The sequence below is a fragment of the Antarctobacter sediminis genome (assembly GCF_019218285.1).
GTDB lineage: Bacteria > Pseudomonadota > Alphaproteobacteria > Rhodobacterales > Rhodobacteraceae > Antarctobacter > Antarctobacter sediminis.
Genome location: NZ_JAHUZG010000002.1, coordinates 1,127,598 through 1,153,006 on the forward strand (window position 1 = coordinate 1,127,598; position 25,409 = coordinate 1,153,006).

Below are 25,409 nucleotides of genomic sequence, written 5' to 3' on the forward strand. Positions count from 1 at the left end.
GATGTTGGTCCAAGCGGTTCAGGCGCGTTCGGGGAAACCCGCGCGGCCGATGCTTTCGTATCCGGTGAACCCCGCAGCCTTGGCATCGGCGGGTGCATAGATGTTGCGCAGATCCGCCAGTTTCGCCTGCGCCATGGATCCCGCGAGGCGCGACAGGTCAAGCGCGCGGAATTCGTTCCACTCGGTGAGGATGACCAGCAGGTCGGCCCCCTCGGCCGCCGCGTAAGGATCGTCATGCCATGTCACGCCCGGCAGCAGGTGTTCGCCTTCGCGCCGACCCTGGGGATCGACCACGCGGACCTTGGCGCCGCCGCCGACCAGCGCCGGAACGATCGTCAGCGAGGGGGCATCGCGCATGTCGTCGGTATTGGGTTTGAAGGTCACACCCAGCACGGCCACCGTCTTGCCGTTGAAACCGCCGTCGCAAAGATCGCTGAGCTTGTCGAGCATCCGGCGCTTGACGTCCTCGTTGATCTTGATGACCGTTTCGACGATCGAGATCGGGCTGGCGTGTTCCTGCCCGATGCGGGCCAGTGCCTTTGTGTCCTTCGGGAAGCAGGAGCCGCCATATCCCGGGCCCGCGTGCAGGAACTTGTTGCCGATACGTCCGTCCATCCCCATGCCCTTGGACACGGATTTGACATCTGCGCCGACCTTTTCACACAGTGCCGCGATCTCGTTGATGAAGGTGATCTTGGTCGCGAGAAAGGCATTGGCAGCGTATTTGATCATCTCGGCCGATTCGAGATCGGTTGTGACGATGGGAAAATCGCGCAGGTAGAGCGGCCGGTAGATTTCAGCCATAACCTGTGCGGCGCGGTCGTTCTCGACGCCCACAACCACGCGGTCGGGTTTCATGAAATCGTCGATGGCCGCGCCTTCGCGCAAGAATTCCGGGTTGGAGGCCACGTCGAAATCAAGCGCGGGATTGGCGACGGCGACCGCCTCCTTGACCTTGCGGTTGGTACCCACGGGCACCGTCGATTTTGTTACGACAACAACGTAGTCCTTGGCGGCACGGGCGATTTCCTCGGCGGCGGCCATCACGTAGGTCAGATCGGCGTGGCCGTCCCCCCGGCGCGTCGGCGTACCCACCGCGATAAAGACCGCATCGGCCCCGTCGATGGCACTGTTCAGATCAAGCGTAAAGCTCAGCCGTCCTGCTTCGACGTTCTTGTGCATCAGCACGTCGAGGCCGGGTTCGTAAATCGGCACCTGCCCCTGTTCCAGCATCTCGATCTTGCGCGGATCCTTGTCCACGCAAACAACTTCATGTCCAAAATCCGAAAAGCAAACTCCGGATACGAGGCCGACATAGCCCGTTCCGATCATGGCAATCTTCATGGTGGCGATCCCTTGCCTTGTCTCTATGGCGCCGTCATGGAGGGCAGCGGGGGGAAATGTCAACGCAAGGCGTCCCCGGAGCGGCAAACTGTTGCGCGATTGGACAAGACCGGTGATTGCCGCTAATGCACGCGGCAGAATGAGAGCCGAGCATACCCGATGACGCAAAGCCCGACAGAGGTCGCCCGTACCGTCCTTGCCACCGAAAGCGCGGCCCTTGCGCGCCTCGGCGACGAGCTTCCACAGGATTTCGATGCGGTCGTTGCGCGACTGTTGCAAGTGCAGGGGCGCGTGATCGTCTCGGGCATGGGCAAGTCCGGTCATGTGGCAAACAAGATCGCCGCGACTTTTGCCTCGACCGGGACGCCGGCGCAGGCGGTCCATCCGGGCGAGGCCAGCCACGGGGACCTTGGCATGATCACCCCCAATGACGCGGTGATCCTGATTTCAAACTCGGGCGAGACGCGGGAACTGGCCGACATGATCGCCCATTGCGCACGGTTCAACGTGCCGCTGGTGGCCATGACCAAGGGGGCCGAAAGCACATTGGCGCGGGCTGCCGATTTCCTGCTGCTGATGCCGGACGCGCCCGAGGCCTGCGCCATCGGCATGGCGCCCACGACCTCGACCACCATGGCCATGGCACTGGGCGACGCGCTGGCGGTGGCGATGATGCAATCGCGCGGGTTCGACCGGGCAAACTTTGCCGCCTTTCACCCGGGCGGGACGCTGGGCGCGCAGTTGCTGCATGTTTCGGCGGTGATGCACCGGGGCGAGGAACTGCCGCTGGTGCAGAATGACACGCCGATGTCCGAATGCCTGCTGGTCATGAGCCAGAAAGGCTTTGGCGTGGCGGCGCTGGTCGAGGGGGAAACCCTGACCGGGATCATCACCGACGGCGACCTGCGCCGCAACATGGAGGGGCTGATGGACCGCACCGCCGGAGAGGTCGCGACGCGCGGCCCCCTGGTCACCGCCCCCGACACCCTGCTGATCGAGGCTCTGGGCATCATGAACACCACCAAACGCACGGTACTTCTGGTCACTGAAGGCGACCGGCTGGTCGGCCTGCTGCACATCCACGACGCGCTGCGGGCAGGTGTGGCATGAGCGCGGTCATCTTCATCCCCGCCCGCTATGCCTCGACCCGCTACCCGGGCAAGCCTCTGGTCGCGCTCAAGGGGGCAAGTGGCGAGGCAAAGACGCTGATCCAGCGCAGCTGGGAGGCGGCAAAATCGGTCAAAGGCGCCGATGCGGTCTATGTGCTGACCGACGACGACCGGATCGCCAAGGCCGCGCGCGGATTCGGCGCCGATGTGCTGATGACCTCGGAAAAGGCCCGTAACGGCACGGAACGCTGTGCCGAAGGGGTGGCGCAACTGCCCGAGACGCCGGATTGCGTGGTGAACCTGCAAGGCGACGCCCCGCTGACGCCGGCATGGTTCGTCGAGGCGCTGATCGACCGCATGGCGGATCCCAAGGTGCAGATGGCCACGCCGATCCTGCGCTGCGATGCCCAGACACTGGCCAATTTCGTGACCGACCGTCAGAACGGCCGGGTCGGCGGCACCACGGCGGTGGCCCGGGCCGACGGCACCGCACTTTACTTCTCGAAAGAAGTGCTGCCCTTCGTCGGTTCGCTGGAGACCCCGCCCGAGGTCTGGCACCACGTCGGGGTCTATGCCTATCGGCCCGCCGCACTGACGGCCTACATGTCCTGGAACGAAGGCCCGCTGGAAAAGGCCGAGGGGCTGGAACAACTGCGCTTTCTCGAAAACGGCGTGCCGGTCACCTGCGTTCCCGTGGACGGCAAGGGCCGGGTGTTCTGGGAGCTCAACAACCCTGTCGACGTAGCGCGCATCGAAAGTGTGCTGGCAAAGGAAGGCATCGCATGACGGACGTATCCATAGGCAAGCTGACGGTGTCGAACAGCGCGCCCTTTACCCTGATCGCCGGACCCTGCCAGCTGGAATCGCTGGACCATGCGCGAATGCTGGCAGAGCGCATCGCCAAGGCGGCGGATGCGGCTGGCATCAACTGGATCTTCAAGGGCAGCTATGACAAGGCCAACCGGTCGTCGCTGCAAGGCAAACGCGGCATCGGCATGGAGGAGGGCCTGCGCGTCCTGTCGACCATCCGGTCCGAATTCGACGTACCGGTCCTGACCGATGTGCACGGGCCGGATCAATGCGCCACCGTCGCCTCGGCGGTCGATGTGCTGCAAATCCCGGCCTTCCTGTCACGCCAAACCGACCTGCTGCTGGCGGCGGGCGAAACTGGCGCCGCGATCAACGTCAAGAAAGGCCAGTTCCTTGCACCCTGGGACATGGCCAATGTCGCGGACAAGATTGCCTCGACCGGAAATGAGAAAATCATGCTTTGCGAGCGCGGCGCCTCGTTCGGTTACAACATGCTGGTTTCGGACATGCGGTCGCTGCCGATCATGGCGGAAACCGGCTATCCGGTCGTCTTCGATGCGACGCATTCGGTGCAACTGCCCGGAGGCCAAGGCACATCCTCGGGCGGTCAACGCCAGTTCGTCGAACCGTTGGCCCGCGCTGCCGTGGCCGTCGGCTGCGCCGCTGTCTTCATCGAAACCCATGACGACCCGGACAACGCTCCCAGCGACGGGCCGAACATGGTGCCGATCGACGATCTGCCCCGCCTGCTAAAAGGCCTCGCGGCGGTCGATGCGCTGACCAAAACCGCCTGATGCAGGCATCTGCCGTCAGATTTTTTGAGTATTTGGACCAAGAAGAAACCAGGTTTGGGCTTCTTCTTGGTGAAAAATACTCAATCCAAGGCCGCCACGCGCGCGGCGCTCAGTTGGAAAGCGTTTCCCGCAGCTTTCCAAGATATGTTTCGACCAACGCCGTGGCGGTTTCGCGGCTGTTGGCCTCGGCGTAGCAGCGGAATTCGGGTGCATTGCCTGACGGGCGCAGGTGGACCACGTCCCCCGTGCCAAAGGTCACCCGCAGCCCGTCTGTCTCGTCCAGTGCGGTTTCCAACCCGGTTGCCGCAAAGAAATCCGCGCGCGCGGCGGCATCGCCGGAAAGGCGCGCGATGAAGGCCTTGGAGGTCTCCGTTTCGATCCCCTGGATGCGATCGGCAGCGGTAAAGCGGGGCGGCAGCGCGTCGATGAGTTGCGAGAGCGGTTGACCCGCGCTGCGGGCGGCGCCGAGCGGGGCCAGCATGGGCAGCAGGCAATCGCGCGTCATCAGCGGGGCCAGTTGGCTCTTGGATATTTCGGCGTCAAAGCCCAGCAGAAAGCCGCCATTGGCCTCATACCCCACGACGCGCGTCTTCGGGTCGCTGGCCAGCGCCTCTTCCATCGCGGCAATCACGAAGGGGGAACCGATTTTCGTGCGAGCGATGTGGTCGAAGTCAAACGCTTCCTTGGCGTCGATCATCGTGTTCGAGGACACCGGTGTGCAGATGGATTTTGCGCCCAGCGCGCGGGCTGTCACGGCCCCCAGCACGTCGCCGGGGATGACACGTTGTGCGTCGTCCACCAGCATCGGGCGGTCGGCATCGCCGTCGGTGGAGACCAGGACGTCCAGCCCATGTTCCGCGAACCATCCGGCAAAGAGTTCCTTGGTGTCGGGGTCCAGTGCCTCGGTGTCGACGGGGATGAACACATCCGACCGGGCGATGGGGATGGCAGTGCCGCCCAGCGCGTCGACCACCTCGACCATGATGTCACGCGCGACCGAACTGTGCTGGTAGACGCCGACGCGCAGCCCGTCGAGCGCCTTGGGTCCAAAAGCATCGGTGTACCGCGCGACATAGGCGGCCCGGGCGTCGGCCCGGGTCAGGGTGCCTTGTGGCCCGTCTGCCGGGGCCTTGCCCAATGCGCCGTTGATCAATGCCTCGTCGGATTTGGCGATCTCGCCGGTGGGAACGTAGAATTTCAGCCCGTTGCGGTCGGCAGGGATGTGACTGCCCGTCACCATGACAGCCGCGACACCCGCGTTCAGAGAGGACAGCGCCAGAGCCGGGGTCGGCACCACGCCGCAATCCACCGCATCGATACCATTGGCCCGCACAGCGGCGATCACCCATTCGGCGATCTGTGGCGAGGAGGGGCGCAAATCGCGGCCCACATGCACCGCCCCGCCGTGCGGGCAAGCATGCAGAAAGGCGATGACGTAATCGCGCACCAGCGCTTCGGTCAGTTCCACCACAAGGCCGCGCAGGCCGCTTGTACCGAATTTCGGGGCCATGGTCCTGTCCCTATCGTTGAAATGCATTTTCTCACGCCCAAGGGGCATGCGGTCCTTTTCCCGGCTCTGTACGCGGAAGGCAAGAGCGGGTTCCGCGGCGTGGCAAGCCAGCCTATCCTGTGCCCATGAAACACCTGCTGGTTCTGTTTTGCCTCTTTGCCCTGCCTTTGCAGGCCGCGCCTTATGCCGACCATCAGGCGCGTCGGCCCGAGCTTTTCGATCCGGAAACGGGCTATCGCATCGGGCGGCAAAGGGCACCGACGCCCGATGACATTCCGGCCCCTGCGGTGCTGGTTTCGCCTGAGGAAGCACGCGACCTGCTGAACGACGGCGCGGTGGCGCTGGATGTCTTCGCGGCGCAGCAATCGCGGTTCGACGAGTTGGACGGCACCTGGCTGGTTTCGAAACAGCGGTTGAGCCTGCCGGGCGCGGTCTGGTTGCCAGAGGTGGGCCGTGGGCAGCTTGGCGATGTGATGACAGACTATCTGGCCAGCAACCTTGAACGGATGACGCAGGGCGACAAGGCGCGCGCCCTACTGGTCTATTGCGTGGCCGATTGCTGGATGAGCTGGAACGCCGCGCAACGGATCGCGGCGCTGGGATACAGCCGCGTCTACTGGTTCCGGCTGGGAACCGACGGCTGGCTGGACATTGGCGAGGATCTGGTCCCGGTAGAACCTGTCCCGGTGAACGTCGATTGACGGGCCGGGAATGGCCCGTCAGTTTCCGCGCGGCAGCTCCTGCACCTCGATGCCGGGAAAAAGATGCGCGATCGAGCGTTGATATTCCTGCGGTTGCGCGCCCATCGCGGCGAACCTGTCCGGCAACGGCGTTTCGATCAGCTCGATCATGTCCAACCCGGCGCGGGCGCCCTCTCGCAGGGTCTTGTCCAGCCATGTCAGGTAGTCACGGGTCTGGGTGATGGCGGCCCCCGTGGGATCGGCCGGGCCGTGGCCCGGGATCACCAGCGCAGGGCGTTCCGCCTGAAGCGCATCCAGCGCGCCCTGCCAGCGCGGCAGGTCTGCGCTTGGCGTGGTGGGCGCGCGGTTGTGAAACACGAGGTCTCCGGCGATCAGCGTCCCGGTCCGACGGTCCAGCAGCGCCAGATCGGCCACGGTGTGCCCACCCAGCGGCAGGGCAAGGAAATCGCGCCCGTCCAGCCGTACGTCGCCCCCGGGCAGCACGTCGGTCGGCGGCACCACCTCGGTGCCGCGCATCCAGTCACCCAGAAGGCGGTACATGTTGTCGGCAAAACCTTCGCCTTCGGCCAGCGCGGCCTGCCGGGTTTCGCCCAGCGCGTGGATCGGCGTTCCGGCAAAGACCTGATTGCCAAAGAAATGGTCCGGGTGGTGATGCGTGTTCACCACCGCCGAGATGCCGCGGATGTCGAGACTGCGCGCCAGCGTCACCAGCGCCTCGCCATAGCGGCGGGACGATCCGGTGTCGATCAGGATCAACCCGCTGTCCCCCTTGATGAAAACCACGTTCACGATGGCGCCGCCGTTTTCCATCGTGAAGTATTCGGTCGATCCTTCGACCATCCAGATACCGTCCGTGACCGGCTTGGCGGTCAGGTCATAGCTCAGCCGCGCCTGGGCAAAGGCGCGCGGGGCCAGCGGCAGGCTTGCCAGCAGGCCAAGGGCAGTACGTCTGGTCAGCATCAGTTCAGTTCACCTTCGCTCAGCAGGCCGCGGATCTTGTTGCCGTTGTTGTCGCGCCCGACCACCTTGACCGAAGCCGGCAGCGCGCCTTCGGCAAAGTAGAAGGTAAAGGCCGGATCCTCGTTCACCGGTTCGCGCAATTCCAGCCGCGCCAGTGCAGTGCCATCCTCGGCCTGAAGGGCAAGATCCTCGATGATGAAAACGGGAATGCCGTCGGCCAGACCGGTGTCCATCGGGTGATCGACCACCAGCCGCGCGCGGCCCGCCGCCGCCCAAAGCCGTCCGTGCACCTCGCCCAGCTTTTCCTCCCAGTCATCCGAAGCATAGGCATGGGCCGGCGCAGTACAGCCGCCACCGGCGGCGTCGATATAGGCCGAACCGACAAACCATTGACCGGATTTCGTTTCCACGCTGGCCCGGATGGCGGTGGCCTGATCGATCTTGAACCGCAGCGCCAGCTTGGCCTGCGCCTGTTGGGGGTAGTAGGTCAGAATATGCGGGATCGGGCCGTAGTCGGCGCTGACGACGATGCGCTTGACCTCGGGAATGGCGGTCGCGTCCACCAGCAGGGGCACGTTCAAGCTATCCTCGGCAGAGACAGGTCCCCGCACCACGACGCGGTCATCGAACCGGATGTCGGCGGGATCACCCAGAAGTCCCTTCTGGTGATAATCCCACATGCCGGACTCCATCGGATCCTGCAAAGGGGTCTGCGGATCGTCGAGGGCAAGCGCGGCAGTGCCTGCAACGGCAAGAATCGCGGCAAACGCGGTACGGAAAAACATGGCGGACCCTCCCTGTCGTGCCATTCACCCGGCAGGCTAGCACGCGCCCCTCCGTGCATCACCTCGCCTATGGTCGTAGATTCGGGGCGGTTTCGATCACATCCGCGTCAGGCCGCCGCCCTTTGCAAACGCCGCCAACGAGCGGATTGGGCCTCGGATGTCTGGACCACGAGGTATTCGATCAGCAGCATGACGGCGACGAAACTAAGGCTGTAGGCCAGCACCGTGGCCGTATCGAACAGCTGGAAATACAAGTGGATCTGGAACCCGACACCGTTGCCCCGACCAAGGAATTCCACCACCAGCACGATCTTCCAGATCACGGCCAGCCCGTTGCGCACCGCCGTCGACAGGAACGGTGCCAATTGTGGCAACAAGACATGGCGGAACCGCATCCAGCGCGACAGGCCAAAGACCTGCGCCATCTCGCCCACCTGCCGGTCGCGGGCGCGCACGCCTTCGCGCACGGTAACGACGACCATGGCGGTCTTGTTGACGGAAACCGCGACGATGGCGGCTACTTCGTTCAGACCGATCCAGAGATAGGCCAGAACGATGACCACCAGCGCGGGAAGGTTCAGAAAGACCACCACCCATGGATCGACCCACGTGTTCAACCTGGGATACAGCCCCAGCAGCACCCCGAGAACCGAGCCGATTCCCATGGCAAAGACAAAGGCCGCGATCACGCGGCTGAGCGTCATGCCCGTGTGAAGCCACAACTCGCCCGACGCGGCCTCGGCCGCGATCACGGTCCAGACCTGTTGCGGGGTCGGCAGGATGTCGGGGTCGGCCATGGACAGGGCCCCCAGCCACCAGACCGCGACAAGACCGGCCAGTGACACCACGATCACCAGCGGGTTGCGCGCATGTTCCGGTCTGGCGGGAATGCCCATGTCTCCTCCTGCCCACATGGGACCGCGCGGACCCCCTGTTGGCAAATGGGACCAAGGTCGTAGTTGGGAGGATCAAAGAGGCCCCCTACGGTCCTGCCATGCGGTTTTTCCTGTCTCTCCTGCTTGGTTTTCTTTTGCTGGCCGGTCCTCTGCGGGCCGAACCGCTGACGCGAGAGGCGCTGGCCGACCAGATCATTCCGCCCTTCCTGCTGGGTGAGCCGGTCAATGACAAAGGCGTCTGGACGCTGGAAAACGCAGGCGGGATCACGGCGGGCTATGTTTTTGAAACGGAACCGCTTGCGCCGCTTCCCGGGTTTTCCGGCGCGCCGATCAACGCGCTGGTCATGCTGGACCTCGAGGGGCGGTTTCTGGATGTAAAACTGATCGCGCATAACGAGCCGATCTTTGTCTCGGGCCTTGGACAAGCGGCCTTTGAGCAGTTTTTCACCCAGTACAGGGGCCATGCGATTTCCGCGCCGATGGTGGTGGGCACCCCCTATGGCGAAAGCGGGGGCACCAGCGCGCTGGTCTATCTTGACGGCGTGACCAAGGCGACGGCCAGCGTGCGGATCGCGCATGAGTCGATCCTTGCCGCGACCTTGCAGGTGGCCCGCGAAAAGATGCAGGGCGTGTCGACCCAGCCGCCTGCCTACCCCGATCCGAAGGTCGACGAGGCGCTGACATGGGCCGATCTTGTGGCGCAAGGGTTGGCCACCCGGCACCTTGTCACCAATGCCCAGATCGACGCGGCCTTTGCCGGAACCCTGTGGGAAGACGACGACCCGGACGCCAAAGCCGATCCGGAGGGTGCCTTTCTTGACCTGTGGATTGTCGACCTTGGCCCGCCTTCGATCGCGCGGGCGGTGCTGGACGCGGCCTCTTTTGCCGAGTTGCAGGAGTTCCTGACGATCTCGACCTTTGACGAGCCGATCCTGCTGATCGAGGCCGGGCGGCACGGGCTGGTGACAGAGGAGTTTGTCCGCAATACCTCACCCGACCTTATCAGCGCCGAGCAGTTTGGCCTGCCGGTGGCGCTGCGCGACAGTGACCTGCTGTTTTCGCTGAACGATTCGATGCCCGACCGGCTCAAGGACGGGACCGCGATGATCCTGCGTACTGACCGGCGGCTGGGCTTCGATCCGACCGAGGACTGGACCCTGCATATCGAGGCCGTGCGCGAACATGGCTCTTTCATGCCGCAGGTGGGCAGCGTGACGCTGTCTTCGACGCAGGCCACCGATGCCCGGTTCTTTGCCCGCGACGAAGTGCCGAAACCGCTGCCGCCGTGGCGCGGGGCGCTGCGGGAACGCCGGATTGACCTGATCGTGCTGGGCGCGGGGCTGGCGCTGTTGCTGCCGGTCCTGATGTGGCGGCAAAGCCAGTTGGCTGCGCTGCGCTGGTTCACGCCGGTGCGTCTGGGTCTGCTGGCGCTGATGACCGGCTTTGTCGGCTGGTGGGGCCAGGGGCAGCTGTCCATCGTGACCGTGATCGGCGTGGTCCGGGCCGCATGGGAAGGCGGCAGCTATGCTTTCCTGCTGTACGATCCGTTTTCGTTGCTGGTCTGGGCCGCGGCGATTGTCGGATTTGTCGTCTGGGGGCGGGCGCTTTTCTGCGGCTGGCTGTGCCCTTTCGGCGCGATGCAAGAGTTTGCGCATCACATCGGGCGTGCCTTGCGTCTGCCTCAGATCGAGGTTCCGGCCCGGTGGGACGCGCGGCTGAAAGGTGTGAAATACGTGGTGCTGGCCGGGTTGATCGGGCTGATCTTTGTCGCGCCCGGGGTGCTAGACACGGCGGCCGAGGTGGAACCGTTCAAGACGGCCGTGACCACCTTTTTCGTCCGCGAATGGTACTATGTCGCTTATGCTGCGGGGCTGTTGCTGTTGTCGGCGGTGCTGTTCAAGGGCTTTTGCCGCTACATCTGCCCATTGGGCGCGCTGATGGCGTTGGGCGGTGTGCTGCGCGGGCGTGACTGGATCGCGCGGCGGGCGGAATGCGGCAGCCCGTGCCAGCTGTGTTCGGTGCGCTGCAAGTATCAGGCGATCCCCCGAACGGGCAAGATCGACTATGCCGAATGCTTTGGCTGTCTGGACTGCGTGAAGATCCACGACGACCCGGCGCAATGTGTGCCGCTGGTCCTGAAGGCACGCGAGCGGAGGAAGGCGGCATGAAACGGCGCAGATTCCTGACTTTGGCCGCAGCCTTTGCCGGCGCGCCCCTGACCGGGCAGGCCGCAAGCTGGACCGGGCGGGCCTTGGGGGCTGATGCAGCGATTACGCTTTTTGGGCCGGCGGAGCGGACCGAGCGCCTGCTGGCCGCCCTGCCGGGGATGTTGTCCGGCATCGAAGGCCAGTTCAGCCTTTATGATCCGGACTCCACCCTCGCCCGGCTGAACCGCGCCGGTCAGTGGCCTTGCGGCCCGTATTTCCGGACCCTGCTCGAAGCCTGTGACAAGGCCTGGCGGTTGACGGACGGGTTGTTCGATCCGACGGTTCAACCCTTGTGGCAAGCACTTGCCCGCGGCAAAGACCCGGCCCCCGCCCGCCGCCTGATCGGCTGGGAACAGGTGCAGGTCCCGGCTGTGGGGCCGGTGACGCTTGGCCCGGGTCAGCAAATGACCCTGAACGGAATTGCGCAGGGGTTTGCGACCGAGACTATCGCCGCAGCCCTGCAAAAGCGCGGCTTTGAAAAGGCGCTGATCCATATCGGCGAGCATCAGGCATTGGGCGGAGCCTTCGATCTGCGGATGGAGGACCCGGAGTTCGGGATGTTCTCGGCGCTGGAGCTGTCAAACAGGGCCGTGGCCACCTCCAGCCCCGGCGCGCTGCGGCTTGGCGGCACCGGGCACATCCTGTCTCCGGACGGGCGCGCGCCGCTTTGGTCCACGGTCAGCATCGAGGCCGATGGCGCGACCATGGCGGATGCCCTGTCAACGGCGGCGGTGTTCATGGACCTGCCCCGATTGCGGCGATTGAAACAGGAGGCGAGGCTGCACCGGATCACCGTGTTGGACGACCAAGGGAATCTGCGCAGCCTGTGACGGGGGCGCTGCCCCCATCTCCCTGCGGTCGATTCCCCCGGAGTATTTCAACCAAGAAGAAGCCCGGGCGTCGGGACACAAAAAAACCCCCGGGCGCTGTGACCGGGGGTTTTCCTTTGTAGGTGGGCCGCACCTTAGCTGGCGGCGGCAACCGCGCGTTTGGTCATCACGCCGACAAGATGGGCGCGATAGGCGCCGGTGCCGTGCAGATCCGAGATCATGCCATCGGCTGGCACCGAAAGACCGGCCACGGCATCGGGCGAGAAGTTCGCCGAGAGTGCCTCTTCGGCCTCGGTCCAGCGGAACACGCCGTCTTCGGACGCGCCGGTGACGGCAACGCGCACGCCATCGGCCCCCTTGGACACGAAAACAGCCGTCAGCGCAAAGCGCGAGGCGGGCTGTTCGAACTTGGCGTAGCCGGCGACCTCGGGGACCGGGAAGCGGACCGAGGTGATGATCTCACCCTCTTCCAGGGCGGTGGTGAACATGCCCTGGAAATAGTCATCCGCCGCGATTTCGCGGGTGTTGGTGACGATGGTCGCGCCGGAGCCAAGCGCCGCCGCCGGGTAGCAGGCGGACGGGTCGTTGTTGGCGAGGCTGCCGCCGATGGTGCCGCGGTTGCGGACCGCCGGATCGCCGATGCCACCGGCCAGTTTGGCGAGACCCGGATAATGCGCCGCCGCCTCTGCGGCGACGGTTGCATGGGTGGTGCCGCCGCCGATGCTGAGCGAGCCATCGTCATTGACGCAGACGCCCTTGATCTCGTCGATGGCCGAGAGGCTGACCAGCACCGAGGGGCTGGCCAGACGCTGTTTCAGCGTCGGGATCAGGGTTTGACCGCCGCCCAGCGCCTGGGCGTCTTCCTGGCCAAGTGCCGCGGCTGCATCCGCCACGCTGGTCGGCCGAACCATATCGAAAGAATACATTTCTTATCCTCCTGTTGAGATCCCTCGGCCCGCTGTCGCAGGGGCCGGGGGCGGGGATTATCCGTTCATCGCAGCCCAGACGCGCGCGGGCGACACGGGCATGTCGATGTGGTCGACCTTGTGGCCACCGGACTGGAGCGCGTCGATCACCGCGTTGACCACTGTCGGCGGCGAACCGATGGCACCGGCCTCGCCACAGCCTTTGACACCCAGCGGGTTGTGCGTGCAAGGCGTCTGACAGGAATGGTCGACGGTGTAGTTCGCCATATGCGGCAGGTCATCGGCGCGCGGCATCGCGTAATCCATGTAGGACGCGCTGAGCAGCTGGCCGGTTTCCGGGTCATAGGCGCAGTTTTCCAGCAGTGCCTGGCCGATACCCTGGGCGATCCCGCCATGCACCTGGCCTTCGACGATCATCGGGTTGATGACATTGCCGAAGTCGTCGGCCGAGACGAACTTTTCGATGGTGACCTTGCCGGTTTCCGGGTCCACTTCGACCTCGCAGGCATAGGCGCCTGCCGGGTAGGTGAAGTTCGACGGATCGTAGAAGGCCGTTTCCTCAAGACCCGGTTCGATGTCGTCGAGCGGGTAGTTGTGCGGCACATAGGCGGCAAGCGTCACATCCCCCCAGGCCACGGATTTATCCGTGCCCGCGACCGAGAACTGACCGTCCTTCAGCTCGATATCGGCCTCGGAGGCCTCGAGCAGGTGAGAGGCGATCTTCTTGGCCTTGTTGATGATCTTCTCGGTTGCGCGAACCATGGCCGAACCGCAGACCGCGATGGACCGCGAGCCGTAGGTGCCCATGCCGAAGGGGATCTTGGAACTGTCACCATGGACGATGTCGATCATCGATTCGTCGATACCCAGCATCTCGGCCACGACCTGCGGGAACACGGTTTCGTGGCCCTGGCCGTGGCTGTGTGCGCCGACCATGACGCTGATGGAACCGGTGGCATTCACGCGGACCGTGGCGGCATCATACAGACCCGCACGCGCGCCAAGCTGACCCACAAGGTTCGACGGCGCGATGCCGCAGGCCTCGATGAAGCAGTTCACGCCAAATCCGCGCAGCTTGCCATTGGCCTCGGAGGCCGCGCGGCGGGCCGCGAAACCGGGCAGGTCCATCAGCTCTTCCATCTTGGCCATGGTGGCCTCGTAATCCCCGGTGTCATAGGCCACCGCGACGGGGGTCTCGTAGGGGAATTGGGTGATGAAGTTCTGACGGCGCAGCGCGATCGGGTCGACACCCAGTTCGCGGGCGGCCTTGTCGATCACACGCTCCAGCTGGAACGTCGCCTCGGGGCGACCAGCGCCGCGATAGGCATCCACCGGAACCGTGGTGGTGAAGACCGCCTTGACGTTCACTTGCACGGCGGGCGTCTTGTAGTTGCCGGCCATCAGGGTGCCGTGCAGCCATGTGGGCACGGACGAGGCGAAGGTCGACAGGTAGGCGCCCATGTTCGCCATCGTGTCAGTGCGGACGGCGGTAAAGTTGTTGTCCGCATCCAGCGCCAGTTCGATCTTGGTGACGTGGTCACGACCGTGGCAATCCGACATGAAGGCCTCGGACCGGGTCGAGGTCCACTTGACCGGGCGGTTGCAGGCCTTGGCGGCAAAGGTGCAGAAAGCTTCTTCGGCGTAGTGGAAGATCTTGGTGCCGAAACCGCCGCCCACGTCCGGGGCCACCACGCGCAGCTTGTGCTCCGGAATGCCAAGGACAAAGGCGCCCATCAAAAGCCGGATCACATGCGGGTTCTGCGAGGTGGTGTAGAGCGTCGATTCATCGTTGGCGCGGGCATAGTCGCCCACCGCCACGCGCGGCTCCATCGGGTTGGCCACCAATCGCTGGTTGACGAGGTTCAGCGTGGTCACATGCGCCGCTTCGGCAAAGGCCTTGTCGGTGGTTTCCGTGTCGGTGCCGAACTGCCAGTCATAGCAGAGGTTGTCGGACAGATCGTCGTGCACCTTGGTGGCGCCATCGGCGAGAGCTGCGGCCATGTCGACCACGGCGGGAAGTTCCTCGATCTCGACCTCGATGGCCTCGGCGGCGGTGCGCGCCTCTTCGAGGCTGTCGGCAACAACCGCGGCGATCGGATCACCGACGTGGCGAACCTTGCCCTGGGCCAGAACCGGGTGTGCCGGTTCCTTCATCGGGTCACCGTTTTTGTCGGTCACCTGCCAGCCGCAGGGGAGCCCGCCCACGCCTTCGAAATCGGCGCCGGTGAAGATGCGCACGACGCCCGGCATGGCCGCGGCCGCCGAGGTGTCGATGCTGACGATCTTGCCATGCGCCATGTCCGAGCGCAGGAAGTGCACATAGGCCTGACCGTGGATATTGATGTCGTCGGTATAATTCCCGGCACCAGTCAGAAAGCGGACGTCCTCGCGCCGCTTCGGGCTTGCGCCAATGCCATGATCCTTCGGCATGGTCTTTCCTCCCTTTGGGGTCGGTGCGCATGAATGCGCACCCTACACATCTGTCGCCGGATGCGCCGTCATGGCGCATCGCGGTTCACCTCACTCGGCCGCGATGGCCGAAACGTCCTGACCGCTGGCTGCCATGATCGCCTTGACGATGTTGTGGTAGCCCGTGCAGCGGCAGATGTTGCCTTCGAGATGGTCACGCACCTCTGCCTCGGTCGGCTTGGGGTTATCCTTGAGCAGCGCGGCCGCCGCCATCACCATGCCCGGTGTGCAGAACCCGCACTGAAGCCCGTGATGGTCTTGAAACGCCTGCTGGATGGTGTTGAGCGAGCCGTCCGCGTTTGCCTGTGCCTCGATGGTCGACACCTCGGCACCGTCCGCTTCGCCTGCGAACATGGTGCAGGCTTTGACCAGCTTGCCGTTGACGTGGATGTTGCAGGCACCGCACTGCGAGGTATCGCAGCCGACATGCGTGCCGGTGAGCCGCAGCTCCTCACGCAGGAAATCGGTCATGAGGGTATTGCCCTTGACCGACTTGGTGACGGCTTTGCCGTTCACCGTCATGGTCACTTCTGCCATTGTTATCCTCCCTGGATAGAAGTCTGTCTGGGTACGGCGGAAGGCAGAACGCCAACCGCGGAAACGTGGAAAATCAACCTTTGACCAGCCGCTTGAGCCAGCCCTTCTTGGCACCGTCTTCGCCACCCTCGTCTTCGCCCTCTTCGGAGGGGCCTTCGACGGCGGTCTGGAAATTCTCGAAGAACTGGTCGGCCATCTTCTTGGCAAAACCGTCGATGATCCGGCTGCCAAGCTGCGCCAGCTTGCCGCCAACCTTTGCCTCGACTTCGTAGGTCAGCGTGGTGCCGCCCTCGGCGTTTTCGGCCAGATCGACCTTGGCCCCGCCCTTGGCAAAACCGGCCGCCCCGCCCTTGCCCTCACCCGACAGGGTGACTGAATTCGGCGGATCCATTTCGGACAGCGTGACCTGCCCCTTGAAGGTCGCCTTTACCGGGCCGACCTTTTGCACCACGGTCGCCTCGAACCCTTCTTCGGCGGACCCTGACATCTCGGTGCAGCCCGGCACACAGGCCTTCAGCACTTCGGGGTCAAGGATCGCCTGGAAAACGACGTCGCGCGGTGCCGCGATCTCGCGGCTGTCACTCATCTGCATGTCTCAACCCTTTCGGTCCGTTGGGCGCAGGGCGCCCCTGTTCCTAGCCCGGATCACTCAACGCTCAGGAGGCGTGAAACTCAACCCGTAGCTTTCGAAAATCTCCGCGATCCGGCCATCGGCCAGCGCGGCATAGATTGCATCGTCCACCGCGTAGCCCAGCGGACGATAGCGAAAATTCACACCCAACCCGATGGTCCAGTTTCCAACCGAAAACCCGGGCAAAGGCGGCTGATGCACCTCCAGCGCCTCTGTCAGCCCGTATTCAAGCTGTGCCTTCGGTCCCATCGCGGCCTTGACCTCGCCCGCCGCCAGCGCCTCCATCGCCTGCGCCATGGTCGGAAAGCGGCGGATGTTGGCGTTCAATTGCCCACCTGCCAGGGAGGTCAGGTAGAAATCGGCAATCGAGTCATTTTCCACCGCAACGGTGTCGAAGCGGAAGTAGGCCGGCACGGGTTTGTCTTCGGGGTAGGCCTCCTTGTCATAGGCAATGGCGATGCCTTCGGTCTGGTACTGACCGGTAAAGACCACCTGTTCGACCCGGCAGGTAAAGGCACTGTCGTAAGGCACGCGCAACATCACGTTGGACACCGCGCCGCCCACGATTGGGCCTTTCCACAGCGTATTGCGCAGATCCGCGTCAAGGTTCTCGCCGGCGGCCACGAACTTGAACCGCGGCTTGACCCCGATCGACTGGGCGATCAGCTTGCCGATCTCGATATCGACACCGCGCGGCTTGCCAGCCTCTTCGAAGGAATAGGGCGGGTAATCGTCGTAGACGGCAAATTCGATCCAGCCGCGTTCGATGATCGCATCCAGATCATGCCCGACGATGTCGCGGCTGGCATTCTGCGGCTTGGGCTGTGGCACCCAGTCCTCGCAGCGCGCCTCCGCCATTGCCGACAACCCGGCCGCAAGGCCAAGCGCCAACATAAAGGGGCGAAGCAGGCGCGCCGCGATCATGGTCAGTGCGCCGCCGACAGGCCGATGGTCAACGCCTCGGCCGCCCTGCGGTACCCGTCCGCCGAACCGTCGATCAGGGCCGATGCGCGGTAGGCTGCGCTGTCCGCAACCGGCGCGCCGCTGAGCGTTTCGATCCCTGCGGCAATCTCGTCCAGCTTGGCCTTCATGCCATCGGCATCCGCCCCCGCCGGATCCGCCGCCCATGCAGCCAGCTCATCACGCAGGCCTTTCAGCTCCGGCGTCAGTTCGGCCATCTGCTCATCGTCCGGGCGTGCCTCGATATAGGTCCGGATCGCCCAGGCGGCTTTCTGGCCCAGCAACTCGCCAAAGGCGGGCATCTTGGTGATACCGTTCTGGGTATAGCCAGAGATAAACCGCTCCATGTACCATTCGTCGCCGTATTCCTCGGCTTCGAGAAAGCGCAGATCCGGCGCCAACCCGCCCGAGATCACCTCAAGGCCATGACACCGGGCGCAGTTCTGATTGTACCCCGACGCGCCGATTTCCACGGCGGCCTTCCAGACGTCGTCGCCTGCATCGCGATAGGGATTTTCGGTCAGCCATTCATCGCCAACGTCGGGCAGCGCATCGGTGTTCACGGGCTGGGGCGCGACGTCCCCATGCGACAGCGCCGCCGATGCGGCCATCACGAATGCGACGGTCAGTGCAGTGGTCTTGCGGGCCATGTGCGTCCTCCTCCTGGTCCGGTTGACATGTTCTTAGAAAGGCAACCGTCCCCCGGGCTATTGGACCTAAGTCCCAAAGCGCACGGAACCGCGACCAAGGTCTTATTCCGACGCCCGCGTGTCAGGATACTCTGCAGCGATCGGGAGGAATTCGACAGATGTTCTTACGCGCGGCCATGGCCCTTTGCCTGACCGCCTCTGCCGCCATGGCAGAGGTTTCGGTAACGATTCACTACCTCCGGCAAGACGTCGAACGCCCGCCGGTTCTGTCGAACCTCGACCCGATTCCCCGGGACCTCGGGCTGTCCGGCGCGGAACTGGGTCTCAAGGACAATAACACCACGGGGCGCTTTCTCGGCCAAGCCTACGATATGCAGGTGACGGACGTGCCCGTCGGCGGCGATCTTGCCGCCGCCGCACGCGCGGCTCTGGAAACCTCGCAACTGATCGTGCTGAACGCCCCTGCCGAGGCCGCGCTGACCCTCGCCGACCTGCCCGAGGCAAAGGACGCGCTGATCTTCAACACCTCGGCCCCCGACGACCGGCTGCGCGGCACGGACTGCCGCGCCAACCTGCTGCACACGCTGCCCAGCAATGCCATGCGAACCGACGCGCTGGCGCAATTCATGGTCAAGCGCCGCTGGGATGACCTTGCCCTGATCGAAGGCACCCACCCAGATGACATGGCCTTTGCCCAGGCACTGCGCGGCAGCCTGACAAAATTCGGCCTGCGCCTGCGGTCGGAAAAGATCTGGACCTTTGATGCCGACATGCGCCGGACAGCTGCCCAGGAGGTGCCGCTCTTCACGCAGAACCTCAAGGATCACGATCTCTTGCTGATCGCGGACGAGATCCATGATTTCGGCCGCTACATTGCCTATAACACCTGGGATCCCCGCCCCGTCGCCGGGTCCGAGGGGCTGGTCCCGGTCGCCTGGTCGCAGGTTGTCGAACAATGGGGCGCGGCACAACTGCAATCCCGCTTCACCAAGCTTGCCGGCCGCCCGATGCAATCGGGGGACTACGCCGCCTGGGCCGCTGTGCGTGTGATCGGCGAAGCTGTCACCCGCACCGGGTCCGATGACACCGCCACCCTGCGCGCCTTCATCCTCGGACCGGAATTCGAACTGGCCGGTTTCAAGGGCCGCCCGCTGTCCTTCCGTGACTGGAACGGCCAGTTGCGCCAACCCATCCCGCTGGTCACTCCGCGGGCCGTCGTGGCACAGGCCCCGCTCGAAGGCTTCCTGCACAAGACCAGCGAGCTCGACACCCTCGGTGCCGACCGCCCCGAATCCGATTGCAGCGCATTCGGAAACTAAAGGATCAACCTGATGTTTCTTCTTGGAAAAAATACTCAAAAAACCACGCTCGCCGCCTGCGCCGCCCTTGCCTTGGGCGCACCGGTTCAGGCCGAGGAAATCTGGGTCTCCAACGAAAAGGACGACACGATCAGCGTGATCGACCTCGACAAGATGGAGGTCATCCGCACCATACCCACCGGCGAACGCCCGCGCGGGATCACCTTTTCCCACGATCACAGCGTCCTGTATATCTGCGCCTCGGACAGCGACACCGTGCAGGTCATGGACCCGGTGACCGGGGAAATCCTGCACGACCTGCCATCGGGCGAAGATCCCGAACAATTCGTGCTGCACCCGGACAACCGTCATCTCTACATCGCAAATGAGGATGACGCGATCACCACGGTGGTCGATGTTGTCACCCGCACCGTGGTGGCCCAGATTGACGTCGGCATCGAACCCGAAGGCATGGCTGTCTCACCTGATGGCCGCTATGTCATCACCACGTCCGAGACGACGAACATGGCGCATTGGATCGACACCACGACCCATGAACTTGTCGCCAATACGCTGGTGGATTCGCGCCCGCGTCATGCCGAGTTTACCTCGGACGGCGCAACGCTCTGGGTGTCGGCCGAGATCGGCGGCACGGTGTCCGTCTTTGACGTGGAGACCAAGAAGGAGACCGCCAAGATCGGTTTCGAGATCAAAGGCGTACACCCGGACCGCGTGCAGCCCGTGGGCTTTGAATTCAGCGCCGATGAAAAGACCGCCTTCGTGGCGCTCGGCCCCTCGAACCATGTGGCCGTGGTCAATACCCAGACCTTCGAGGTCGAGAAATACATCCTTGTCGGGCGGCGTGTCTGGCACATGGCGTTCAACAGCGACAAGTCGCTTCTCTTCACCACAAACGGCGTTTCCGGCGACGTGACCGTGATCGACGTGGCCAAGCGTGAGGCGATCAAGACCATCAAGGTGGGCCGCTTCCCCTGGGGCGCCGCGCTGCGCCCGTAACGAGTATTCCCCATGCAAAGGAGACCCAACATGAAATTCCTGCGCCTTCTCGCGGCCAGCGCCGCCCTTGCCGCCCTGCCCTTCGCCGTGCTTGCCGATGATGATGACGACGATGGGCCGCAATTCGGCATGGCGGGCATTCTCTCGGCCAAGAACAAGGAAGACCTGCCGCCGATCATCCTCAGCGCCGGCGTGCCGATTTCCGAAGCCCCCTGGGAGCTTAAATCCGGCACCTACTACGAATTCGAGATCGAGGCCGACGGCAGTCAGGAACTGGCGCTGGTAGGGCCAGAGTTCTTCCGAGCCATCTGGATCGACGAGATCGTCATCGAAGGGCTGGAAATCCGGCCTCTGGGGCTCGATTCGGTGGAATTTGACGAGGCCGGCACGATGGAAATCGGCTTTCTCGCCATCAAGCCGGGCAGCTATTACATGAAGATCCCCGGCTCGACGGGCGAAACCCAGCGAATCGAGATTACCATCAAGTGAGCCTTGCCGTCCGGGATCTGCGCTTTGCCTATGGGGCCAAGACGGCCTTGGACGGGGTCACGTTCGACATCCCCAAGGGCGCGTTCTGCGCTCTATTGGGGCCAAACGGGGCGGGCAAGAGCACGCTCTTTGCCCTGCTCACCCGCCTGTTCACCACGCGCGACGGCCAGATCGACATCGCCGGTCACGAATTGCGCAAAGCCCCGCGCAAGGCGCTGGCGCAGATCGGCGTGGTGTTCCAGCAACCTTCGCTGGACCTTGACCTGACCGTGCATCGCAACCTCAAGTATTTCGCCGCCCTGCACGGGATCGCGGGCCGCGCGGCCGAGGCACGAATCGGGGCCGCGCTGTCCCGGCTGGGCATGGCCGAACGCGCAGGCGAAACCGTGCGGGCGCTGAACGGCGGCCACCGCCGCCGGACCGAGATCGCCCGCGCGCTGATCCATCGCCCCTCGGTCCTGTTGCTGGACGAACCCACCGTGGGGCTGGACGCCGCCAGCCGCGCGGCCATCACCGAACATGTGCATCGTCTGGCCGCCGAGGACGGGCTGACCGTTCTGTGGGCCACCCATCTGACCGATGAAATCTGGGCGGAGGATCAACTGGTGATCCTGCACCGGGGCCAGATCCTTGCCAACGGCCCCTGCCATCAGGTGACGGGCGACCGGCCCCTGATCGAAACCTTTCTGGACATGACGGGGGCCAAGGCATGAACCCTTGGCTGACCGCCCTGAACGCTATCGTCGCGCGCGAGGCGCTGCGGTTCATCCAGCAACGCGGGCGGTTCATCGCGGCGCTGGTGCGGCCGCTGGTCTGGCTCTTGGTCTTTGCCGCCGGGTTCCGCGCCGCGCTGGGTCTGTCGATCACGCCGCCTTATCAGACCTACATCCAGTACGAGACTTATATCGTGCCCGGTCTTTGCGGCATGATCATGCTGTTCAACGGGATGCAAAGTTCCCTCTCGCTGGTCTACGATCAGGAAATGGGGTCGATGCGCCTGTTGATGACCGCGCCCCTGCCACGCTGGTGGCTTTTGTTCTGCCGGCTGCTGGCGGCCACGGCGATTTCGATCCTTCAGGTCTATGCTTTCCTTGTCATCGCCGATCTATACGGCGTGCGCTGGCCGCCTCTGGGATATCTGACGGTGCTGCCCGCGCTGGTGATCGCGGGGCTGATGCTGGGCGCGCTGGGGCTGGCCTTGTCCAGCTTTGTCAAACAGTTGGAAAATTTCGCCGGAGTGATGAACTTTGTCATCTTCCCGATGTTCTTCCTGTCCTCGGCGCTGTACCCCTTATGGAAAATGGCCGAAAGCAGCGAGCTGTTGCACGCGATCTGCGCCGCCAATCCCTTTACCCACGCGGTCGAAACCATCCGCTTTGCGCTCTACGCAGAGGTCAGCCTTGTTTCCGCCGGCTGGACCTTGCTGGCGGCGGCCGTTTTTCTTGGCCTTGCTTTCTGGGGCTACGACCCGGCGCGCGGGATGATGAAGCGGCGGCGGTGAAATCCATGGCGCTTCATGATAGACAGCCCCCAAAGGAGATCCGCATGAGACTCATATCAGCCGCCATCCTGACCGTGGTTTCGGCCCCCCTGCTTGCCGAAGAAGAACTGGGCACGCTCAACCCGCCGGAAATGGGCATGGACCGGGTGATCCAGAACATCCAGCGCGGTCAGACCGATATGACCACCTGCGCCGCCGGGTATCATTTCACCAAGAAAGGCGATCACGCCGACGCGCGCGACATCTTTGAGCTATGCGCGACCAAGGGCGGCTATACCGCCGCGATGGCCTGGATGGGCCATATGGAAAACAATGGTCTGGGCGGCGATTACGATCCCGACGCCGCCGCCGAATGGGACCGCCGCGCCGCCGAGGCAGGTGATCCCGTGGGACAGTTCAACTATGGTCTGGCGCTGATCCGGGGGCATGGCGTCGCCAGAAACGAGGCGCTGGGGCGTGCCTATGTCGATCGCGCCGCCAAGGCCGGTCTGGACATCGCGCAACGGATGCAGGGCGCGGATTATGACCCGAACGAGGTCACGCCCGACGCGGATGAATGGAAATACGCGCCGCTGTTCTGACGCCCGTCAGAGATCCTTCAGCACCGCCGGAACACCTTTCAGCGTGACGATCCGCGAGCCAAGCCGCTGTGCTTCGGCCATGACATGCGTCACCAGCACGGTCGCCACGTTGCGATCCCCCCGCAGCCGTTCGAACAGGGCCATCATCTCGTCCACCAAAGCCGGATCGAGCGAGACAAAGGGTTCGTCCATCAACAGCACATCCGGCGCCACCGCAAAGGCGCGGGCCAAGGACAGGCGGCGCTGCTGGCCCAGCGACAACTGGCCGGGAAACCGCGCGCCCAGACCGCCCAGACCGACCTCATCCAGCGCCCAGTCCGCCGCATCGCGCGAGATTCCGGTGGTCAGGCACAGGTTCTGGCGCAGGTCACGCCAAGGCAACAGCGTGGGTTCCTGAAAAACCATCGACCGGCGGCCCGGCACGGTCAGCGTGCCGTCAAAGCCGGTCTCCAGCCCCGCCAGCACGCGCAGCAGGGAAGTTTTGCCAATGCCCGAGGGGCCGGTGATGACCAGTGTTTCGCCCGCATGCAGGTCCAGCGCGACTTCGCCCAGCACCGGCTTGCCGTCAAAGGCCAGTCCATCCAGCCGCAAGGAAAGGACCGGCGCAGAGCCGTGCTCTGCACCGGTCATCCCGGAAGGCCTCCGGTCGGGTCAGCTGCCGGGCTGAACAAACAGACCCTCGGGGAGAGCGGTGGCCTTGCCAAGGAGTTCCTCGCCGCCGAAATCCGCCATCAGGCGCAACATGCGGTCGGCGGCCTCTTCGTCCACGGGACCGGGCGCGGGGATGCCGGCGCGAAACCCGGCCTTGAGCGCCGCGAATTGTGCATCGGTTTTGGCATTCATGCGCGGCCTCAGACGATCCCATTCGGCGTCATCGGCGGCCAGCAGATCCTTCGCCGCGCGCGAAGCCGCGGCCAGTCCGTGGACCAGCTCGGGATTGTCGCGCAGGGTCTCTCCTCGCATGACATAGCCCAAGAGCGGTGTTTCCGGGTCAAGGCCCAGCGCCTGCGCGGCATCGCTGACGTCGATCAGCTTGCGCATGCCTCCGGCCTCCATCTTGGCCATGAAGTGCCAGAAATTGATCGCCCCGTCCAGATCGCCCGACAGGCCGGTCTTGAAGATCAGCGGCGGCGCGCCAAAAACCTGTTCCGTTTCATCCGCAAGGTCGAACCCGTCCTGTTGCAGCGTGTAGGCGCGCAGGATCAGCCAGCTTTTGTCCAGAGGACCACCGGCGATGCCAATCTTGCCGCCTTTCAGGTCCGCAAGGCTTTGCGCGGGACTGTCGCCCGGCACCATGACGCCGCCCACGGCCTTGGAATAGGGGATAAAGACATAGTCCTTGCCCGCCGCGCGCTGACGCGCCACCCAAAGCCAGTCGGATACGATCACATCGGCCTGCCCGCCCTGAAAGGCGACCTGCGCGGCCGATCCGCCCGCGACACCCTGCACCTGTAGATCAAACCCGTTTGCGGTATCGAAGCCATTGTGCTGGATGCTGTCGAGTTCCCAGTTCACCGTGCCGAATTTCAGCACGGCGGCGCGCAGCACGGGCGTGTCCGCCATCGCGCTGACGGCCGTCAGGCCCAGCGCCAGCGCGGCGCCGGTCAGTCTGGTGAAAATGGTCATGAGCTCCTCCCTCAGTGTCCATGATCTTTATCAATTCGCGCCCTCGCCGGAATACGACCAAAGCAGCGGGTGGCTTTTGTCCGCCAAAGGCAGAGGATGCCCGCGGGACCAGGGAATCGCGCGCCTTTCTGGAGACCACAGATGAAGACCGCCTATTTCCTCGCCGCCGCCCTGATTGCCGGACCGGCCTGTGCGGATACGTTCGACGATATCAAGATCACCGCGGGCAAGGCGCTGTTCGACAGCGAATGCCGTCGCTGTCACGCGGTCGATGCCGACCACGCCTCTTACGGGCCGCCACTGGAAAACGTGATCGGCCGCGCGGCGGGCAGCTATGAAGGCTATGACTATTCCATCGCTCTCGAAGCCTCTGGCATCGTCTGGACCCCGGCGGCCCTGCGCGCATGGATGGAAGACAACGACGGTTTCATGCCCGGCACCAAGATGCGCCACGTCGGCATCGAGGACCGCACCGTGCAGGATTTCATCCTCGCCTACCTTGGCAGCATCACAACGCAGGACAACAGCGCGATTTCGGATTGATCCGCCGACCGGCTCCGGCAGGCAAAGGGCGGCCCGCACAGGCCGCCCTTTTTCGCGCAAGGATGCGCCAAGCGGGTTTGGACGATTCCGCGCGCGATTCATGGTTCCGGGTCCTTGTCAACCGCCGCGCAGTCTTACGACCATTGTGTAATACCTTGCTGCCCGGCTTCTCTGAATACTGGTCTCGGCGCCCGGGAGGGGCGCGTGAATCCACGTCGCCTGGGCGATGAAGGGA

At 64.2% G+C, this 25,409-nt stretch carries 26 protein-coding genes; 13 read left to right on the forward strand and 13 right to left on the reverse strand.

Going from position 1 to position 25,409, the window contains the following annotated elements:
- Positions 1 to 18: 18 nt before the first annotated feature.
- Positions 19 to 1,344, reverse strand: coding sequence for a UDP-glucose dehydrogenase family protein (locus KJP30_RS13285; RefSeq protein WP_218449751.1), 1,326 nt, complete (start codon positions 1,342 to 1,344; stop codon positions 19 to 21).
- Positions 1,345 to 1,503: 159 nt separating this feature from the next.
- Between KJP30_RS13285 and KJP30_RS13290 the strand changes: the two genes are divergently transcribed.
- From KJP30_RS13290 to kdsA, 3 genes are read left to right on the forward strand one after another with little or no spacing between them, the layout of a single operon-like run.
- Positions 1,504 to 2,454, forward strand: a complete 951-nt coding sequence (locus KJP30_RS13290) for a KpsF/GutQ family sugar-phosphate isomerase (RefSeq protein ID WP_218449752.1) — start codon at positions 1,504 to 1,506, stop codon at positions 2,452 to 2,454.
- Entirely contained in the window at positions 2,451 to 3,239 is a 789-nt protein-coding gene (locus KJP30_RS13295; protein WP_218449753.1) for a 3-deoxy-manno-octulosonate cytidylyltransferase, read from the forward strand. Before KJP30_RS13290 ends, KJP30_RS13295 begins: the two co-directional genes overlap by 4 nt.
- The gene (gene kdsA, locus KJP30_RS13300; RefSeq protein ID WP_218449754.1) at positions 3,236 to 4,057 is read left to right on the forward strand and encodes a 3-deoxy-8-phosphooctulonate synthase; all 822 of its coding nucleotides are present in this window, start codon (positions 3,236 to 3,238) and stop codon (positions 4,055 to 4,057) included. Before KJP30_RS13295 ends, kdsA begins: the two co-directional genes overlap by 4 nt.
- A 109-nt stretch (positions 4,058 to 4,166) precedes the next feature.
- On the opposite strand, the gene KJP30_RS13305 is transcribed toward kdsA, so the two are convergent.
- On the reverse strand, positions 4,167 to 5,567 hold the full coding sequence (locus KJP30_RS13305) for a phosphomannomutase (RefSeq protein WP_218449755.1): 1,401 nt from the start codon (positions 5,565 to 5,567) through the stop codon (positions 4,167 to 4,169).
- A 125-nt stretch (positions 5,568 to 5,692) separates the two neighbouring features.
- Between KJP30_RS13305 and KJP30_RS13310 the strand changes: the two genes are divergently transcribed.
- The gene (locus KJP30_RS13310; RefSeq protein ID WP_218449756.1) at positions 5,693 to 6,268 is read left to right on the forward strand and encodes a rhodanese-like domain-containing protein; all 576 of its coding nucleotides are present in this window, start codon (positions 5,693 to 5,695) and stop codon (positions 6,266 to 6,268) included.
- 18 nt (positions 6,269 to 6,286) lie between these two features.
- Here KJP30_RS13310 and KJP30_RS13315 read toward each other — a convergent pair whose 3' ends face one another.
- The 3 genes from KJP30_RS13315 to KJP30_RS13325 all read right to left on the reverse strand — a co-directional run bounded on the left by KJP30_RS13315 (position 6,287) and on the right by KJP30_RS13325 (position 8,909).
- Positions 6,287 to 7,228, reverse strand: a complete 942-nt coding sequence (locus KJP30_RS13315; protein ID WP_218449757.1) for a quinoprotein relay system zinc metallohydrolase 1 — start codon at positions 7,226 to 7,228, stop codon at positions 6,287 to 6,289.
- Complete coding sequence (locus KJP30_RS13320) at positions 7,228 to 8,013, reverse strand: quinoprotein dehydrogenase-associated SoxYZ-like carrier (RefSeq protein ID WP_218449758.1); 786 nt, start codon at positions 8,011 to 8,013, stop codon at positions 7,228 to 7,230. Before KJP30_RS13320 ends, KJP30_RS13315 begins: the two co-directional genes overlap by 1 nt.
- Positions 8,014 to 8,120: 107 nt before the next feature.
- Positions 8,121 to 8,909, reverse strand: coding sequence for an ABC transporter permease (locus KJP30_RS13325; protein ID WP_218449759.1), 789 nt, complete (start codon positions 8,907 to 8,909; stop codon positions 8,121 to 8,123).
- Between the two features lie 98 nt (positions 8,910 to 9,007).
- On the opposite strand from KJP30_RS13325, the gene KJP30_RS13330 reads away from it, so the two are divergent.
- Entirely contained in the window at positions 9,008 to 11,077 is a 2,070-nt protein-coding gene (locus KJP30_RS13330) for a 4Fe-4S binding protein (RefSeq protein WP_218449760.1), read from the forward strand.
- Positions 11,074 to 11,946: an FAD:protein FMN transferase gene (locus KJP30_RS13335; protein ID WP_218449761.1), complete on the forward strand. Its 873-nt coding sequence runs from the start codon at positions 11,074 to 11,076 to the stop codon at positions 11,944 to 11,946. The genes KJP30_RS13330 and KJP30_RS13335 overlap by 4 nt, the downstream gene beginning before the upstream one ends.
- Before the next feature lie 134 nt (positions 11,947 to 12,080).
- On the opposite strand, the gene KJP30_RS13340 is transcribed toward KJP30_RS13335, so the two are convergent.
- The 6 genes from KJP30_RS13340 to pedF all read right to left on the reverse strand — a co-directional run bounded on the left by KJP30_RS13340 (position 12,081) and on the right by pedF (position 18,119).
- Positions 12,081 to 12,872, reverse strand: a complete 792-nt coding sequence (locus tag KJP30_RS13340; protein WP_218449762.1) for an FAD binding domain-containing protein — start codon at positions 12,870 to 12,872, stop codon at positions 12,081 to 12,083.
- A gap of 57 nt (positions 12,873 to 12,929) precedes the next feature.
- A complete protein-coding gene (locus KJP30_RS13345; protein WP_218449763.1) occupies positions 12,930 to 15,302 on the reverse strand; it encodes a xanthine dehydrogenase family protein molybdopterin-binding subunit in 2,373 nt (790 codons plus the stop codon).
- A 90-nt stretch (positions 15,303 to 15,392) separates the two neighbouring features.
- Positions 15,393 to 15,878: a (2Fe-2S)-binding protein gene (locus KJP30_RS13350; RefSeq protein WP_218449764.1), complete on the reverse strand. Its 486-nt coding sequence runs from the start codon at positions 15,876 to 15,878 to the stop codon at positions 15,393 to 15,395.
- Between the two features lie 73 nt (positions 15,879 to 15,951).
- Entirely contained in the window at positions 15,952 to 16,470 is a 519-nt protein-coding gene (locus KJP30_RS13355) for an SRPBCC family protein (RefSeq protein ID WP_218449765.1), read from the reverse strand.
- A gap of 57 nt (positions 16,471 to 16,527) precedes the next feature.
- A complete protein-coding gene (locus tag KJP30_RS13360; RefSeq protein WP_425515710.1) occupies positions 16,528 to 17,433 on the reverse strand; it encodes a substrate-binding periplasmic protein in 906 nt (301 codons plus the stop codon).
- A gap of 2 nt (positions 17,434 to 17,435) precedes the next feature.
- Positions 17,436 to 18,119, reverse strand: a complete 684-nt coding sequence (pedF, locus tag KJP30_RS13365) for a cytochrome c-550 PedF (RefSeq protein WP_218449766.1) — start codon at positions 18,117 to 18,119, stop codon at positions 17,436 to 17,438.
- Positions 18,120 to 18,277: 158 nt separating this feature from the next.
- Between pedF and KJP30_RS13370 the strand changes: the two genes are divergently transcribed.
- Genes KJP30_RS13370 through KJP30_RS13395 form a run of 6 tightly spaced genes read left to right on the forward strand, consistent with a single transcriptional unit; the run spans position 18,278 to position 23,005 of the window.
- A complete protein-coding gene (locus KJP30_RS13370; protein ID WP_218449767.1) occupies positions 18,278 to 19,438 on the forward strand; it encodes an ABC transporter substrate-binding protein in 1,161 nt (386 codons plus the stop codon).
- A gap of 12 nt (positions 19,439 to 19,450) precedes the next feature.
- Complete coding sequence (locus KJP30_RS13375; RefSeq protein WP_218449768.1) at positions 19,451 to 20,434, forward strand: YVTN family beta-propeller repeat protein; 984 nt, start codon at positions 19,451 to 19,453, stop codon at positions 20,432 to 20,434.
- Between the two features lie 30 nt (positions 20,435 to 20,464).
- Positions 20,465 to 20,923 (forward strand): hypothetical protein, encoded by a 459-nt coding sequence (locus tag KJP30_RS13380; protein ID WP_218449769.1) that lies wholly within the window; start codon positions 20,465 to 20,467, stop codon positions 20,921 to 20,923.
- Complete coding sequence (locus KJP30_RS13385; RefSeq protein WP_218449770.1) at positions 20,920 to 21,636, forward strand: ABC transporter ATP-binding protein; 717 nt, start codon at positions 20,920 to 20,922, stop codon at positions 21,634 to 21,636. The genes KJP30_RS13380 and KJP30_RS13385 overlap by 4 nt, the downstream gene beginning before the upstream one ends.
- Positions 21,633 to 22,424, forward strand: coding sequence for an ABC transporter permease (locus KJP30_RS13390; RefSeq protein WP_218449771.1), 792 nt, complete (start codon positions 21,633 to 21,635; stop codon positions 22,422 to 22,424). The genes KJP30_RS13385 and KJP30_RS13390 overlap by 4 nt, the downstream gene beginning before the upstream one ends.
- 44 nt (positions 22,425 to 22,468) lie before the next feature.
- Positions 22,469 to 23,005 (forward strand): tetratricopeptide repeat protein, encoded by a 537-nt coding sequence (locus KJP30_RS13395; RefSeq protein WP_218449772.1) that lies wholly within the window; start codon positions 22,469 to 22,471, stop codon positions 23,003 to 23,005.
- 6 nt (positions 23,006 to 23,011) lie between these two features.
- Here KJP30_RS13395 and KJP30_RS13400 read toward each other — a convergent pair whose 3' ends face one another.
- Together KJP30_RS13400 and KJP30_RS13405 are read right to left on the reverse strand one after the other, a co-directional pair.
- Positions 23,012 to 23,635 carry an ABC transporter ATP-binding protein gene (locus KJP30_RS13400; protein WP_218449773.1) on the reverse strand — a complete coding sequence of 208 codons (624 nt, stop codon included), beginning with the start codon at positions 23,633 to 23,635 and terminating at the stop codon, positions 23,012 to 23,014.
- Positions 23,636 to 23,656: 21 nt separating this feature from the next.
- Positions 23,657 to 24,631: an ABC transporter substrate-binding protein gene (locus KJP30_RS13405; RefSeq protein ID WP_218449774.1), complete on the reverse strand. Its 975-nt coding sequence runs from the start codon at positions 24,629 to 24,631 to the stop codon at positions 23,657 to 23,659.
- Positions 24,632 to 24,772: 141 nt separating this feature from the next.
- Here KJP30_RS13405 and KJP30_RS13410 point away from each other — a divergent pair, with 141 nt between their 5' ends.
- Complete coding sequence (locus tag KJP30_RS13410) at positions 24,773 to 25,174, forward strand: c-type cytochrome (protein WP_218449775.1); 402 nt, start codon at positions 24,773 to 24,775, stop codon at positions 25,172 to 25,174.
- Positions 25,175 to 25,409: the final 235 nt, after the last annotated feature.

Bases quoted from the DNA above. Each gene is read 5' to 3' on its own strand.
- KJP30_RS13335 (WP_218449761.1), top strand. From the start codon at position 11,074: ATGAAACGGCGCAGATTCCTGACTTTGGCCGCAGCCTTTGCCGGCGCG.
- KJP30_RS13410 (WP_218449775.1), top strand. From the start codon at position 24,773: ATGAAGACCGCCTATTTCCTCGCCGCCGCCCTGATTGCCGGACCGGCC.
- kdsA (WP_218449754.1), top strand. From the start codon at position 3,236: ATGACGGACGTATCCATAGGCAAGCTGACGGTGTCGAACAGCGCGCCC.
- KJP30_RS13355 (WP_218449765.1), bottom strand. From the start codon at position 16,470: ATGCAGATGAGTGACAGCCGCGAGATCGCGGCACCGCGCGACGTCGTT.
- KJP30_RS13320 (WP_218449758.1), bottom strand. From the start codon at position 8,013: ATGTTTTTCCGTACCGCGTTTGCCGCGATTCTTGCCGTTGCAGGCACT.
- KJP30_RS13290 (WP_218449752.1), top strand. From the start codon at position 1,504: ATGACGCAAAGCCCGACAGAGGTCGCCCGTACCGTCCTTGCCACCGAA.
- KJP30_RS13375 (WP_218449768.1), top strand. From the start codon at position 19,451: ATGTTTCTTCTTGGAAAAAATACTCAAAAAACCACGCTCGCCGCCTGC.
- KJP30_RS13330 (WP_218449760.1), top strand. From the start codon at position 9,008: ATGCGGTTTTTCCTGTCTCTCCTGCTTGGTTTTCTTTTGCTGGCCGGT.
- KJP30_RS13295 (WP_218449753.1), top strand. From the start codon at position 2,451: ATGAGCGCGGTCATCTTCATCCCCGCCCGCTATGCCTCGACCCGCTAC.
- KJP30_RS13360 (WP_425515710.1), bottom strand. From the start codon at position 17,433: ATGATCGCGGCGCGCCTGCTTCGCCCCTTTATGTTGGCGCTTGGCCTT.
- KJP30_RS13350 (WP_218449764.1), bottom strand. From the start codon at position 15,878: ATGGCAGAAGTGACCATGACGGTGAACGGCAAAGCCGTCACCAAGTCG.
- KJP30_RS13325 (WP_218449759.1), bottom strand. From the start codon at position 8,909: ATGGGCATTCCCGCCAGACCGGAACATGCGCGCAACCCGCTGGTGATC.
- KJP30_RS13305 (WP_218449755.1), bottom strand. From the start codon at position 5,567: ATGGCCCCGAAATTCGGTACAAGCGGCCTGCGCGGCCTTGTGGTGGAA.
- KJP30_RS13345 (WP_218449763.1), bottom strand. From the start codon at position 15,302: ATGCCGAAGGATCATGGCATTGGCGCAAGCCCGAAGCGGCGCGAGGAC.
- KJP30_RS13395 (WP_218449772.1), top strand. From the start codon at position 22,469: ATGAGACTCATATCAGCCGCCATCCTGACCGTGGTTTCGGCCCCCCTG.
- KJP30_RS13390 (WP_218449771.1), top strand. From the start codon at position 21,633: ATGAACCCTTGGCTGACCGCCCTGAACGCTATCGTCGCGCGCGAGGCG.
- KJP30_RS13315 (WP_218449757.1), bottom strand. From the start codon at position 7,228: ATGCTGACCAGACGTACTGCCCTTGGCCTGCTGGCAAGCCTGCCGCTG.
- KJP30_RS13380 (WP_218449769.1), top strand. From the start codon at position 20,465: ATGAAATTCCTGCGCCTTCTCGCGGCCAGCGCCGCCCTTGCCGCCCTG.
- KJP30_RS13340 (WP_218449762.1), bottom strand. From the start codon at position 12,872: ATGTATTCTTTCGATATGGTTCGGCCGACCAGCGTGGCGGATGCAGCC.
- KJP30_RS13285 (WP_218449751.1), bottom strand. From the start codon at position 1,344: ATGAAGATTGCCATGATCGGAACGGGCTATGTCGGCCTCGTATCCGGA.
- KJP30_RS13310 (WP_218449756.1), top strand. From the start codon at position 5,693: ATGAAACACCTGCTGGTTCTGTTTTGCCTCTTTGCCCTGCCTTTGCAG.
- KJP30_RS13370 (WP_218449767.1), top strand. From the start codon at position 18,278: ATGTTCTTACGCGCGGCCATGGCCCTTTGCCTGACCGCCTCTGCCGCC.
- KJP30_RS13400 (WP_218449773.1), bottom strand. From the start codon at position 23,635: ATGACCGGTGCAGAGCACGGCTCTGCGCCGGTCCTTTCCTTGCGGCTG.
- KJP30_RS13405 (WP_218449774.1), bottom strand. From the start codon at position 24,631: ATGACCATTTTCACCAGACTGACCGGCGCCGCGCTGGCGCTGGGCCTG.
- pedF (WP_218449766.1), bottom strand. From the start codon at position 18,119: ATGGCCCGCAAGACCACTGCACTGACCGTCGCATTCGTGATGGCCGCA.